Here is a 13197-nt window from a genome sequence, read left to right as displayed (position 1 = left end):
ACATCAACCGGCTGTTTGCGCTTGATGGGCTGCGAGCTTGTCGAGATTGGCGTCGCGAACCTTTCTGGCGGCCTCGTCATAGAGGAAAGGCAGGAATGCGTAACGCCGCCCGCTGGTCACCGGCGTCGCTTCATGCAGTAGCGAACAGGAGAACACGACCGCGCCGCCCGTCGGTGCGCGATAGGTGCGCTGGCCGAATTCGGGAAAGCGCAGATCGCCGCCGTCATATTCGCCTGCATTGAGGTTTATCGTGACGGCGAAGCGCCGGTGGGCAGTGCCGTGCGTCGTATTGTCCCGATGAGGGCGGAAGTGGCCAGCGCCCGCTTCATAGCAGGCGACAAGGTAGCGTTCGATCCGCGTGGCGCGGAATTGGAACGCGCGTTCCATCGCGGGGATAAGGCGCCGCGCGATCCGCCCCGACAGGCGGTCTTTCAGTGTCTGGTCTTCGATCAGGCAGTCCCGTCTCTGTTTGAAACTGTCGTCAACCACGAGGGTCGTCTTCCCATCGACATCGCGCATGAAGCCCGAAGGTTCGCCGCCGCGGCTTTCATACAGCGCGATCAAATCGGCGCACAGCGAAGGTTCGAACACATCGGGGACGACGATGACCGGTGCCCAGCCTTCCTCCACTGCGGCAAGCCGCGTGCGGAGATCTGCAATGGCGCGCTCGCCATCATCGATACGATAGCGGGATCGAATGCGTAGTTCTCGGTCGAGCACCAGCCAGTGCGCTTCGTAGGAGGCAGCATCGTTCGATAATGCTCCGTAGGCCTCGCTGATTGCGCCATCGTAGTCGAGGAAGTACCGAACACCCGGCAATTTCTGCGCGATGCGGCGGTCCGCTTCGTCCGACGGATCGACCGTCACGCCAAAGAAGCACGCAGTCTTATCGTCGAACAGGGTGCGGTTGCTTTGTACAAGTGCCAGCGCCTGCTGGGCGGCAGGGGTACCGGCGTGGCCGCAGAAGAGCATGAGGACGTGGCGGCCGGCGATCGAAGAAAAGGCAAAGCGATCGGCACCACCCAGCGCCCTGGCGTAGAACCACGGGGCATATTCGCCCATGGCAGGCATGATCGGTTTGCCAGACATTTCACTTGCTTATCGCGCAGGCGTCGAGGCTGCAATCGCCCTAGAGCCAGCCGTGTTTTCGATACCATGCAGCGGTCGATGCGAGGCCTGCCTTGCCCGAGATGCGCGGCGACCAGACGGCTTCGGGCACCTTGCTGCTGGATCGGGCAACCCAATTGGGGTGGGTCATGTAGCCCACACGGTCGGCGGTCAGGCGGGCCTTGTCGCGGCGTATCAGGCGGTCGGCCCTGGCGGCGGTTTCGAGGACAGCGCGGGGCAGATGCGGGGCGAAGACGCGGCGACCCACGGCAGCGCCGATCGCCTTTGCCAGTTCCTTGTGCGACCAGCCCCCTTCGCGCCCGTCGTCGGGTTCGAATATCTGGCGGCGTACGAGGGCGGGCGGGGCATCGACCAAGGTCAGCAGCAAGCGAGCGAGGTCGTCGACATGGATGATCGAACTGGCGCCCCCGGGTGGGAGAGGGACAAAGCCCATGCGCGCGCTGCGGAACATTTCGAAATAATCGACATCGCGCGGGCCATAGACGCCGGGCGGGCGGACGATCGTCCAGTCGAGCCCGCTGTTTTCGATCAGGCGCTCCGCTTTCGCCTTGGACGCACCATAGACCGAGAGGTCGGGCTCGCGGGCGGAAAGGGAGGATACGAAGATGAAGCGGCGGACCTTTTTCTGTTTCGCGGCGGCGATCAGCCGTTCGGTTCCGGTGACGTTGGCTTCTTCGAAATCGGCGGGATCGGGCGTGGTGGTGAGGCCGGCAACGTGAATGACCGCATCGGTACCGTCGCATAGCCGCGCAAGAGCGGCGGGATTGGAGAGATCGCCTGCAATCCAATCGACGTGTTTGCGATCCGCCTGCGGGCGGCGGGTAAGTGCGCGAACAGGCTCTTCGACCTGCGCAGCGACATCGAGCACGGCCTGTCCGACAAAGCCGGTGGCGCCGGTAAGCGAAACGGTCATATTCGCACCATGTGATCGCGGTGAATGACGGCGGCGCGCGGGGCGTAGCCAAGCCTCTCTGCTTGCTGTTCTTCCCTGAGGCCCATGATCGTGCGGCATTCTGCCGACGTGTACTCGATCAGCCCCTGGCCAAGGCGTTCGCCTTGCGGACCGTGAACCGCGACCAGATCGCCGCGTCCGAATTCGCCTTCTATGTCGATGATGCCTGCAGCCAGAACACTCGCCCCGTTTTCGAGGGCCGTCATGCAGCCTCTATCGATGGAGACGACGCCCGAGGGGGCAAGGCGACCGCCGAGCCAGGCCTTGCGCGCACTCGCATTCGATTGCGGCAGGAAGACCGTCCCGGTGCCATTGGCGATGGCGCGGGCAAGGGGCGAGGGGTGGGTTCCGTTGACGATCGCCAGAGCGATGCCAGCCCGTTCGGCAATACGTGCCGCCTGCAGTTTGGCGGTCATTCCGCCGGAGCCGAGGCCGGATGTCGATGCGCCCGTGGCCATGGCGATGATCTCCGGCGTCACACCTTCCACCAGCGGCACGAGAGTGGCATCCGGTTCGCAGGGGTCGCGATCGAACAGGCCATCGACATCGGACAGCAGCACGACGGCATCGGCACCTGCTGCTTGGGCGACGCGGGCAGCGAGCCGGTCGTTATCGCCGAACCGGATTTCTTCCGTGGCGACGCTGTCGTTTTCGTTGACGACGGGGATGGCCCCTGCATCGAGCAGGCGGGCGAGGGTAGCCGAAGCGTTTAGATAACGTCTGCGGTCTTCCAGATCGCCCAGCGTCACGAGCATTTGTGCCGCCGTGATCGTGTGCGCTTCCAGCGCATCGGACCACAGGCGGGCGAGTTCGACCTGACCGACAGAGGCCGAGGCCTGTGCATCGGCGAGGCTGCCGCGTCCGCCCTTTGCCAGCCCGAGCTTCGCCGCGCCGAGGGCAATCGCGCCCGAAGATACGACGATTATTTCGGTGTTTCGGCGCATATCCGCGATTTCGGCGGCAAGGGTTGCCAGCCACTGCGAGCGCAGCTTTCCATCCTGCACGAGCAGAGCCGAGCCGACCTTGATGACAAGGCGGCGCGCGTTGCGCAGGTCTGCGAGGGCGGCAATGGTCATCGTCGACCCACTAGGGAAAGGTAGCGGCACGCGGAAGCCGGCTTCGCTTGGCGGGCCCGAAGCACGACTTCGCGCTCAGAGAGGCGACCATTCGGCCGTATCGTCTTCGTCTTCCACTTCTTCGGCGTGGGTTTCCGTCGACGTACGGTCGGGAAGATAGCCCAGCACGCCGTCGAGCAGTTCGGGAATCCCCGCCCCCGTAGCGCCGGAAATGGTGAAAACCTTGTCCGCGCCGGCGGCCAGCAGTTCTTCTGCGAAGCCCTGACCCAGTTCGTCATCCGCCAGATCGAGCTTGTTCAGCGCCACGAGCTGCGGCTTGTCCGCAAGGCCGCCGCCATAGGCTTCGAGTTCGGCATTGACCGTGCTGTAGGCTTCTGCCGGATCATCGCCCGAAATGTCGATCAGGTGGATGAGCACACGGCACCGTTCGATATGGCCAAGGAACCGGTCCCCGATGCCAGCACCATCGGCAGCGCCTTCGATCAGGCCGGGAATGTCGGCCAGCACGAATTCGCGGTTCTTGTGGGTCACGACACCGAGCTTGGGGACCAAGGTGGTGAAGGCATAGTGCCCGACCTTGGCCTTGGCGTTGGAAACCTGGTTGATGAAAGTGCTTTTGCCCGCATTGGGCAGGCCCAGGAGGCCGACATCGGCGAGCAGCTTCAGCCGCAGCCACACCCACATTTCCTCGCCCGGAATGCCGGGCTGGTGCTGGCGCGGGGCGCGATTGGTGCTGGTCTTGTAACTGGCATTGCCGCGACCGCCCATGCCACCTTCGAGAAACACGACCCGCTGGCCCACTTCGGTGAAATCGGCCAGCACCTCTTCCTTGTCTTCCGACAGGACCTGCGTGCCGACCGGCACCTCGATAACCAAATCCGGCGCCCCAGCGCCGGTCCGGTCCTTGCCTTGGCCGTGATTGCCGCGCTTGGCCTTGAAGTGCTGCGAATAGCGAAAGTCGATCAGCGTGTTGAGGCCCTGAACGGCTACAAATACGATGTCGCCGCCCTTGCCGCCGTTACCGCCGTCGGGGCCGCCGTATTCGACGTATTTTTCGCGCCGGAAACTGACGGCGCCCGGGCCGCCGCCGCCGGACTTGAGGTAGATCTTGGCTTGGTCGAGGAAATGCATGCGCGCCCTCTAGCCGCTTTCTTCGCCATAGGCGAGGGCGCGCATGTCAGGCCGGGATCAATCGACGAAATCGTCGACCCGTTCGACGATGATGGCGGGGGCCATGCCGCCGGCTGCGCACATTGTGACGAGGCCGTAACGTTTGCCCTGGCGTTCCAGTTCGTCGACCATCGTGCCGATGAGGATCGAACCGGTGGCACCGATCGGGTGACCGAGTGCGATGGAGCCGCCGTTCACATTGACCTTGTCCCAATCGAGATCGAGATCGCGAACGAATTTGGCTGCGACGACGGCAAAGGCTTCGTTGATTTCGTAAAGATCGATGTCGTCGGTCGTCAGGCCTGCCTTCGACAGGACCTTTTTGGCCGCCGGAACCGGGGCGTTGAGCATGAGTGTCGGATCGTCGCCCATATTGGCGGTGGCGACGATGCGCGCGCGGGGCTTGAGCCCATGCTTTTGCGCATAATCCTTGCTTGCCACGAGCACCGCTGCCGCGCCATCGACTACGCCTGAACTGTTGCCCGCGTGATGGAAGTGCTTGATATCGACGTCGGGATATTTGGCGTTGATCAGCCCGGAGAAAGTGGTGCCGGCCTTGTCGAGCGGGACATTGGCGATCTTGGTGAAAGCGGGTTCCAGTTCGCCAAGACCTTCCATGGTGGTCTGCGGCCGAGGGAACTCCTCCTTGTCGAGAACGACATTGCCATCGTCGTCGGTTACCGGGACGAGCGACTTGTCGAAACGCCCTTCCTCGATAGCCTTGGCGGCGCGCTGCTGGCTGCGATATCCGACCTTGTCCAGTTCTTCGCGGCTGAAGCCTTCCATGGTAGCGATGGCATCGCCGCAAACACCCTGATGGCTTTGCGGATGTGTCCGCATGAGACGTTCGTTATAGCTGCCCATCATCGGCGGCTTGAGGCCAGCGGCCATCTTGTCCTTCGACATCTGTGCCGTGAGGCTCATCATCTCGGTGCCGCCCGCAACGACGCAGTCTTCCATCCCGCTCATCACCTGTGCCGCAGCGAGCGCCACACTGGTGATCCCGCCGCCGCAAAACCGGTCGAGCGTGGTGCCGGAGGACGTCACGTCATATCCGGCGTCGAGCGCTGCCATGCGGCCCAGATCGCCCGCCTGCATGCCATCCTGCGTGCTGACCGACCATATCACGTCATCGACCGTGGAGGTGTCGAGATCGTTGCGATCCTTGATGGCTTTGAGGCAGGTGGCTGCAAGGTGCTGTGGATGCATGTGCGCCAGCGATCCCTTGCCCTGTTTACCGATCCCGCGCGGGGTCCGGACGGCATCGATGATGTAGGCTTCGGCCATGGCGTAAACTCCTCTCCACTTTTCGATTCTTGCGGCGAATGCCGGTTGACGTTTGCGTAAGCGTGACGCAGCAAGGGCGCAAGACAAGTTTCGATTTGCAATGGGAGAGCGCGCGATGTCCGAGGAAGTCCTGACGAGCGAGGAGGACGGCATTCTGGTCGTCACCATCAATCGTCCCGAGGCAAAAAACGCCATGACCAAGGCTGCGGCGGAAGGCATAGCCGCGGCCATGGACCGGCTCGACAGCGACGATAATCTGCGCGTGGGTATCCTGACCGGAGCCGGCGGAACATTCTGTTCGGGCATGGACCTGAAGGGGTTCCTGCGCGGGGAATCGCCCAGTATCGAGGGACGCGGCTTCGGCGGCATCGTCCAGAAGCCACCGGAAAAGCCGCTGATCGCTGCCGTGGAAGGATATGCTCTGGCAGGCGGGCTGGAACTGATGATCGCGTGCGATCTGGTAGTGGCCAGTGCGGGCGCGAAATTCGGCATTCCCGAAGTAAAACGTGGCTTGGTAGCTGCAGCGGGCGGGGTGATGATGCTGCCCGACCAGATCCCGGAACGGATCGCCATGGAATTGGCGCTGACCGGCGACTTCATCGATGCGGCCCGTGCGTATGAGCTTGGTCTCATCAACCGGATAACCGACGGCGAGGCACTTGTGGCGGCGAAGGAACTGGCTGCCAGCATTGTCGCCAACGGGCCGCTGGCCGTGCGTGTGTCCAAGCAGGTAATCAAGCAGTCGCGCGGCTGGCCCATGGATGAGCGCTATACGCGCCAGACCCAGCTTATTGCGCCCGTATTCGTATCGGAAGATGCGCGCGAAGGGGCTGCCGCCTTCGCCGAAAAACGCGCGCCCAACTGGAAGGGCAAATAAGACCCTTCAGCGCGCCATAACAATATCCGGAGAGGACCAGACAGATGCCCGCAATCAATGTACCCCAGCCCGAATTCATGGAGGACGAGGAAATCTCGATCTTCGCCGACGCGGTCGGCAAGTTCTATCAGCAGCATGCCCCTGAAAAACGTGTCCTCAAATGGCGCGTGGATGGACAGGTCGAACGCGAATTCTGGAACGAAGCGGGTCAGGCGGGGCTGCTGGGTGTGTCGGTGCCCGAGGAATACGGCGGCCATGGCGGGGACTTCCGGCACGAAATGGTCGTAATCGACCAGCAGGCGAAGCACGGAGTGGAGGGCTTTGCCGCATCGCTGCACAACACCGTGATCCTGCCCTATCTTGTGCGCCATGGCACCGAAGAGCAGAAAAAGAAGTATCTGCCAAAGCTGGTAAGCGGGGAACTGGTCAGCGCGATAGCCATGACCGAGCCCGGCGTTGGGTCCGATCTGCAGAGCGTCACGACGACTGCGCTGAAGGATGGGAACGGCTATCGCATCAACGGCGCGAAAACCTACATCTCCAACGGCCAGACCGCGGACTTCATCATCGTCGTCGCCAAGACCGATCCCAATGAACGGGCCAAGGGCATTTCGCTGATGCTGCTCGAGACCGAAGGCGCAGAAGGATTCCAGCGCGGCAAGAAGCTCGACAAGATAGGGCTCGACGCGTCCGATACGTCGGAACTGTTTTTCGACGATGTATTCGTACCGGCGGAAAATGTGCTGGGCGGGGAAGAGGGCAAAGGCTTCTACCAGTTGATGGGCGAGCTTCCTCAGGAACGCCTTATCATCGCGATGGGTGCCATGACCGGCATCGAAAAGGCGCTGGAGACGACCTTGGACTTCGTCAAGAACCGCAAGGCTTTTGGCCAGACCATTTGGGATTTTCAGAACACGCAATTCGTCATGGCGGACCTCAAGGCCCGCGCGACCGCAGCGAAGATTTTCGTCAATGACTGCATCGCCAAGCACTTGAAACGCGAGCTTGACGTGCCGACTGCGTGCATGGCCAAATACTGGGTCACGGAATTGCAAGGCGAGGTGGTCGACAAATGCCTGCAGTTCCATGGCGGTGCGGGCTTCATAAACGATTATCCGATCGCTCGCATGTATCGCGATAGCCGTATCACGCGGATTTTCGGCGGGTCGAACGAGGTTATGAAGATGGTCATCGCCCGATCGATGTAGCAGCAGCGCGAACGGACGATCCGGCGAATTAGAGACACCGCCGGGGTTCTAAACCGGCGGCGTAGGAGTTCATTCGCGCGCTGACGTGCTCCTATCGCAACCTGCGTGCACATTAATTCGCTTGTTCGGCGACCTTGCAACACCGATCCTCAGGTATGGAGCGAGCAAGCGTTTCTGCGCGCGCCTCCATGCCTGAGGAATTTTGGAACCATCTATGGAACTTGACGACAGCGAAAAGACTGCCTGGATTTTCAAATCCGGATGGAAAGGACTGTGCCCGCGATGCGGTAAGGGCAAAATGTTCAAGTCGTGGTTGAAAGTCAGCGACCGATGCGAAGTGTGCGGACTGGATTACCGGTTCGCATCACCGGATGACGGGTCGGCCTTTTTCTCTCTGACGTTCGTGGCGTTCCCGCTGCTGTTCTTCATCGTCTGGTTGCAGGTTTCGCTGGAACTTCCGCTGATCGTCCTGCTTGCGATCGCGATCCCGCTGATGGCCATTGGATGCGTTCTGCCGCTTCGCCCCATCAAGGGCTGGCTGGTCGCTTCGCAGTTCGTGAACAAGGCGCAGGAAGCGGGGACGGAAAAGCTCTGGCGCGACATGCATGCGCGGGAAGACGAGGTGAAACAGCGCGAGGAGAGAGATTAACGTCGCGATGCGTCGAATGGATGAAAAGCGATTGATATATATTTGGTGATGCAACGATCCGGTCGGTCAAACATTCGCCAATCATGCAAGTTGTCAACCCCGCCGACGCGCCGAGTGCGCATGCTCTTGAAACCCACATACGCGAAGCTGGCTTCCCCTGCGTCGGTGCCAAGTCGGCACTGGCTAAAGGCAATCTGAGCGTGGTTCACGCTCGCGATATCACCAGCGCTTGGAATGACCTCGAAATCCACCGCGCCTTGGTCGAATGGAGCGACCGGTATCGCGAGGAGCGTATCGAAAGCGGGCTAAGGAGCCTTGCGGTGGTGTTCGACGGGCCTGAAGACTTGAGCGAGGAACGGTTCGAGCAGGCGCTATGGGACCGTATCCAGTCACTCAGCGATAAGGACACCTGGCGCGACCAACCGCGCGATCCGCGTGTCAGTTCCGATCCGGACGATCCACACTTCTCGCTCAGTTTCGGTGGGGAAGCCTATTTCGTCGTGGGGCTACATCCGAGGGCATCACGCATTGCGCGCCGGTTTGCCTTTCCGACACTGGTTTTCAACTTGCACGACCAGTTCGAAGCTCTGCGCGAACAGGGGCGTTACGAGAAGATGCGCAAAACGATCATCGATCGCGACATCGCGCTGGCCGGTTCGCCCAATCCAATGCTGGCACGCCACGGTGAAGCCAGCCCCGCTGCGCAATATAGCGGGCGGGTGGTCGATGAGGATTGGGTCTGCCCATTCAGCGACACGAGGGCTGCATGAACTCCAACCGCATTGCCCCGCGTTCCGGGGTCGCCTTCCGATTGGAGGAGGGCGAAACCTTGACCGTCGTCGACCCGCAAGGCGGCCAGGTTTCCGACCTGCTTGCTTTCAATGCAGACGATGTGCGGGAAGTCATCTCGAATGGGCGGACCTTCGATTACGAAGAGACCATCTCCCTAGGGCAGGGTAATCGCTTATGGTCGAACCGGTCCAAACCCATGCTCGAAATTGTCGAGGACACGGTCGGGCGGCACGATTTTCTGCTGACGCCGTGCAGCGAGGCGACCTTTCGCCATTTCTATGCCGACAAGCCCGTGCATCGCGGCTGTTTCGGCAATCTGGCCGAAGCGCTGTCGCCCTATGGTGTCGAAGCGGACATGATCCCGACAGCTTTCAACCTATTCATGAACGTGCCGGTCGACGGCGCGACCGGACGCTTGGCGGTAGAGCCGCCCGTTTCCAAATCGGGAGACCACATTTCCATGCGAGCCTTGTCCCCCTTGATCATCGGGCTGACGGCCTGTTCCGCTTATGATTCCTGTGGTGGAACCTTCAAGCCGATCGATTACGCTATCGACCGGCCCACCGCAGGAGTGACGTAAAGCCATGTTCGGTCTTTCCGAATATCCCGACGCCATCCTGCGAGGCGCGGCACTGGGGGTGATCGCGCTGATCTGGGTCATCGTGCTAGTGCGCACAATCGGCCTGCGTACTTTCTCCAAGATGACGGCTTTCGATTTCGTCGTCACATTGGCGACCGGATCGCTCCTCGCTTCGGCAGCAACGGTTACCGAATGGACTGCGCTCGTACAGGCGCTCAGCGCTATAATGGCTTTGCTGGTGGCGCAGCTTGTTCTGGCGCGGCTGCGACGCGGATCACGCAGGTTTCAGCTTTTGCTGGAAAACGACCCGACCATGTTGATGTATGACGGTAAAATCCTGGAGGGGGCGCTCGCCGAAACGCGGGTGTCCGAAAGCGATATTCTCAACAAGATTCGCAGCGCAGGCATAGCCGACCTGGCGGACGTGCGGTCGATGGTGTTGGAGAGCACGGGCGACATTTCGATCATCTCCGGTACCGAAGAACCGACCGAAGAAGTGATGCAGGAAGTAGACTGCTGTCACGGTCCGCTGAAACGCCACGTCGCTCGCGGGAAATGATCGGGAAGCGGGGCCCATGTTACCCCGCTCTGATTCATGTTCAGGCTTCGACGACCTTCTGTTCGATCGCGCCGAAGATGGAATGGCCATCCTTGTCCTTCATTTCCACGCGCACGGTGTCGCCGGGTTCCATGAAGCGGGTCTGGGCCTCGCCGTTGGCGATTGTTTCGATCATGCGGATTTCGGCGATGCAGCTATAGCCGAGGCCGCCTTCGGCCACGGGCTTGCCCGGGTCGCCGTCGGGGCCCTGGTTCGACACCGTGCCCGATCCAATAATCGTGCCGGCGCCCAGGTCGCGCGTCTTGGCGGCGTGGGCGACCAGTTCGGCGAGGCTGAACGTCGCATCGACGCCCGCATTGGCCCGGCCGAAGGGCTGGCCGTTGTAATCGACCATCAGCGGCAGGTGGATGACGCTGCCCTGCCAAGCATCGCCCAGTTCGTCGGGCGTGACCGCGACGGGGCTGAACGCGCTGGCGGGCTTGGACTGGAAGAAGCCGAAGCCCTTGGCCAATTCGCCCGGGATCAGTCCGCGCAGGGACACGTCGTTGACCAGCATGACCAGCTTGATGTGGCCGGCGGCGTCTTCCTTCGACACGCCCATCGGCACATCGTCGGTGACGACTGCGATCTCGCCTTCCATGTCGCAGCCCCAGCTGGTGTCTTTAAGCGGAATGTCAGCGCGCGGGGGCAGGAAGGTGTCGCTGCCGCCCTGGTACATCAGCGGATCGTGATAGAAGCTCTCGGGCACCTCGGCGCCGCGGGCCTTGCGCACCAGTTCGACGTGATTGATGTAGGCGCTGCCGTCTGCCCACTGGTAGGCGCGCGGCAGCGGCGAATGCGCTTCGCGTTCATGGAACCGCTCGCACGGCACCGCCTCGTGTTCGACATCGGTGTAGAGCGCTTCCAGCTTCGGGGCGATTTCGTCCCAGTTGTCGAGCGCGGCCTGCAGCGTCGGGGCGATGTTGTCGGCGGCGCAGTAGCGGGTGAGGTCTTTCGACACGACCACCAGCTTGCCGTCGCGGGTGCCGTCCTGGATCGTTGCGAGCTTCATGGATGGGGTTCCTCTCGGGGCTTATGTGTTCTCGGGATTGTCGGACTGGTTGTCCGGATGGGCGCGCTGGAATTCCGGCAGGGGCAGGCAGGCGCTTTCGATCCGGGTGATGTGCGGCATGTCCGAAAAATCGAATTCGAACCGCCTTGCGTTGTAGACCTGCGGCAGCAGGCAGACTTCGAAGAAGCCGGGGGCATCGAACAGGAAATCGCCCGTGCCGAGCTGCGCCAGGCGCGCCTCCAGCGGGGCGAGCGTGCGGGCGAGCCAGTGGCGATACCACACGCCGATCTCGTCCTGCGACTTGCCGTATTCGTCCTTCAGGTATTTCAGCACTGGAAGGTTCAGTGGCGCGTGCAGTTCGGTGGCGATGGCATAGGCCAGTTCGCGCGCGACATAGCGATCGTGCAAATCGGATGGCAGCAGCGGGCGATTGGCAAAGGCTTCGTCGAGCCATTCGATCTGCGCCATCGACTGGACATAGTCCTTGCCGTCGACTTCCAGCAGCGGGACCGAGCCGAAGGGGTTGCGCGCGGTGAACGCCGCGCCCTTCTGTTCGGACGTCAGCAGGTTCACCGGCACGTATTCGTAATCCAGCCCCTTCAGTTCCAGCGCGATGCGCAGGCGGTAGCTGGTCGAGCTGCGGTAGTAGCCGTGCAGGCGGATCAAAACGCGGCGATCCCGGTAATGGCCCGCCCCAGGATCAGCGCATGGACATCATGCGTGCCTTCGTAAGTGTTGACCGTTTCCAGGTTCACCATGTGGCGGATGACCTGGTATTCTTCCGAAATGCCGTTGCCGCCGTGCATGTCGCGCGACTTGCGGGCGATATCCAGCGCCTTGCCGACATTGTTGCGTTTCACGATGCTGATCATCTCGGGCGCGAATTTGCCTTCGTCCATCAGACGGCCGACCCGCAACGAGGATTGCAGGCCCAGCGAAATCTCGGTCACCATGTCGGCGAGCTTGAGCTGGTAGAGCTGCTTGCTGGCGAGCGGGACGCCGAACTGGTGCCGGTCGAGCCCGTACTGGCGCGCGGCGTGCAGGCAGAATTCCGCGGCACCCATCGCGCCCCAGCTGATGCCGTAGCGGGCGCGGTTGAGACAGCCGAACGGACCCTTGAGGCCCTGCACATCGGGCAGCAGCGCGTCTTCCCCCACCTCGACTTCGTCCATCACGATCATGCCGGTGGTCGATGCGCGCAGCGACAGCTTGCCTTCGATCTTGGGGGCGGACAGGCCCTTCATCCCCTTGTCCAGCACGAAGCCGCGAATGCCGCCGCCATGCGCCTCGCTCTTCGCCCAAACGACGAAGACGTCGGCGAAGGGGGCGTTGGAAATCCAGGTCTTCGAGCCTGACAGCACATAACCGCCGTCGACCTTCTTGGCGGTCGTCTTCATGCCGCCGGGATCGCTGCCCGCATCGGGTTCGGTCAGGCCGAAGCACCCGATCAGCTTGCCGCTGGCGAGGCCGGGCAGGTATTTCCTGCGCTGTTCTTCGGAACCGTAGGCATGGATCGGAAACATCACGAGGCTCGACTGGACCGAGGCCATCGAACGGTATCCGGAATCCACGCGTTCGATCTCGCGCGCGATCAGGCCGTAGGAGACGTAGCTGGCGCCGGCGCCGCCGTATTCCTCGGGCACGGTCGCGCCTAGCAGGCCTGCTTCGCCCATCATGGGGAACAGTTCGGGATCGTCGACTTCGTTGCTGAAATTCTCGATCACGCGCGGTTGCAGCTCGCCCTGCGCGAAAGCGTGGGCGGCATCGCGGATCATCCGCTCTTCCTCGGTCAGCTGATCGTCGAGGTTGAAGGGATCGTCCCAGGCAAACGGCACCATTCCAGCCATGTAATCTCCTCTGTTATGCGC

At 62.0% G+C, this 13197-nt stretch carries 14 protein-coding genes; 6 read left to right on the top strand and 8 right to left on the bottom strand.

Features of this window, described 5'->3' with window-relative positions; genetic code table 11:
* Window positions 1-3 precede the first annotated feature (3 nt).
* The 5 genes from AC13F2_RS16240 to AC13F2_RS16220 all read right to left on the bottom strand — a co-directional run bounded on the left by AC13F2_RS16240 (window position 4) and on the right by AC13F2_RS16220 (window position 5613).
* Entirely contained in the window at window positions 4-1089 is a 1086-nt protein-coding gene (locus tag AC13F2_RS16240) for a 2OG-Fe(II) oxygenase (RefSeq protein WP_482964833.1), read from the bottom strand.
* Between the two features lie 40 nt (window positions 1090-1129).
* Window positions 1130-2041: an NAD-dependent epimerase/dehydratase family protein gene (locus AC13F2_RS16235; RefSeq protein WP_482964834.1), complete on the bottom strand. Its 912-nt coding sequence runs from the start codon at window positions 2039-2041 to the stop codon at window positions 1130-1132.
* Entirely contained in the window at window positions 2038-3156 is a 1119-nt protein-coding gene (gene proB, locus AC13F2_RS16230; RefSeq protein ID WP_482964835.1) for a glutamate 5-kinase, read from the bottom strand. Before proB ends, AC13F2_RS16235 begins: the two co-directional genes overlap by 4 nt.
* 75 nt (window positions 3157-3231) lie before the next feature.
* On the bottom strand, window positions 3232-4287 hold the full coding sequence (obgE, locus tag AC13F2_RS16225) for a GTPase ObgE (RefSeq protein WP_103024267.1): 1056 nt from the start codon (window positions 4285-4287) through the stop codon (window positions 3232-3234).
* A 57-nt stretch (window positions 4288-4344) separates the two neighbouring features.
* Window positions 4345-5613, bottom strand: coding sequence for an acetyl-CoA C-acetyltransferase (locus AC13F2_RS16220; RefSeq protein ID WP_482964836.1), 1269 nt, complete (start codon window positions 5611-5613; stop codon window positions 4345-4347).
* A 115-nt stretch (window positions 5614-5728) separates the two neighbouring features.
* Between AC13F2_RS16220 and AC13F2_RS16215 the strand changes: the two genes are divergently transcribed.
* The 6 genes from AC13F2_RS16215 (at window position 5729) to AC13F2_RS16190 (ending at window position 10278) form a co-directional block, all read left to right on the top strand.
* Window positions 5729-6490 (top strand): crotonase/enoyl-CoA hydratase family protein, encoded by a 762-nt coding sequence (locus tag AC13F2_RS16215; RefSeq protein WP_173830060.1) that lies wholly within the window; start codon window positions 5729-5731, stop codon window positions 6488-6490.
* Window positions 6491-6534: 44 nt separating this feature from the next.
* Complete coding sequence (locus tag AC13F2_RS16210; protein ID WP_482964837.1) at window positions 6535-7698, top strand: acyl-CoA dehydrogenase family protein; 1164 nt, start codon at window positions 6535-6537, stop codon at window positions 7696-7698.
* A gap of 214 nt (window positions 7699-7912) precedes the next feature.
* Complete coding sequence (locus AC13F2_RS16205) at window positions 7913-8347, top strand: DUF983 domain-containing protein (protein WP_482964838.1); 435 nt, start codon at window positions 7913-7915, stop codon at window positions 8345-8347.
* 83 nt (window positions 8348-8430) lie between these two features.
* Window positions 8431-9117 carry a guanitoxin biosynthesis heme-dependent pre-guanitoxin N-hydroxylase GntA gene (gene gntA / locus AC13F2_RS16200; RefSeq protein WP_482964839.1) on the top strand — a complete coding sequence of 229 codons (687 nt, stop codon included), beginning with the start codon at window positions 8431-8433 and terminating at the stop codon, window positions 9115-9117.
* A complete protein-coding gene (locus AC13F2_RS16195) occupies window positions 9114-9719 on the top strand; it encodes a DUF1989 domain-containing protein (RefSeq protein WP_482964840.1) in 606 nt (201 codons plus the stop codon). The genes gntA and AC13F2_RS16195 overlap by 4 nt, the downstream gene beginning before the upstream one ends.
* A gap of 4 nt (window positions 9720-9723) precedes the next feature.
* Window positions 9724-10278 carry a DUF421 domain-containing protein gene (locus tag AC13F2_RS16190; protein ID WP_482964841.1) on the top strand — a complete coding sequence of 185 codons (555 nt, stop codon included), beginning with the start codon at window positions 9724-9726 and terminating at the stop codon, window positions 10276-10278.
* A gap of 40 nt (window positions 10279-10318) precedes the next feature.
* Here AC13F2_RS16190 and AC13F2_RS16185 read toward each other — a convergent pair whose 3' ends face one another.
* From AC13F2_RS16185 to AC13F2_RS16175, 3 genes are read right to left on the bottom strand one after another with little or no spacing between them, the layout of a single operon-like run.
* A complete protein-coding gene (locus AC13F2_RS16185) occupies window positions 10319-11329 on the bottom strand; it encodes a fumarylacetoacetate hydrolase family protein (protein ID WP_196847926.1) in 1011 nt (336 codons plus the stop codon).
* Between the two features lie 21 nt (window positions 11330-11350).
* Window positions 11351-11992: a maleylacetoacetate isomerase gene (maiA, locus tag AC13F2_RS16180; protein WP_482964916.1), complete on the bottom strand. Its 642-nt coding sequence runs from the start codon at window positions 11990-11992 to the stop codon at window positions 11351-11353.
* Window positions 11992-13167: an acyl-CoA dehydrogenase gene (locus AC13F2_RS16175; protein WP_482964917.1), complete on the bottom strand. Its 1176-nt coding sequence runs from the start codon at window positions 13165-13167 to the stop codon at window positions 11992-11994. Before AC13F2_RS16175 ends, maiA begins: the two co-directional genes overlap by 1 nt.
* Between the last annotated feature and the right edge of the window lie 30 nt (window positions 13168-13197).

Source organism: Qipengyuania sp. L-5Y (assembly GCF_056859455.1).
This window is presented reverse-complemented; position numbering and strand designations above follow the sequence as displayed.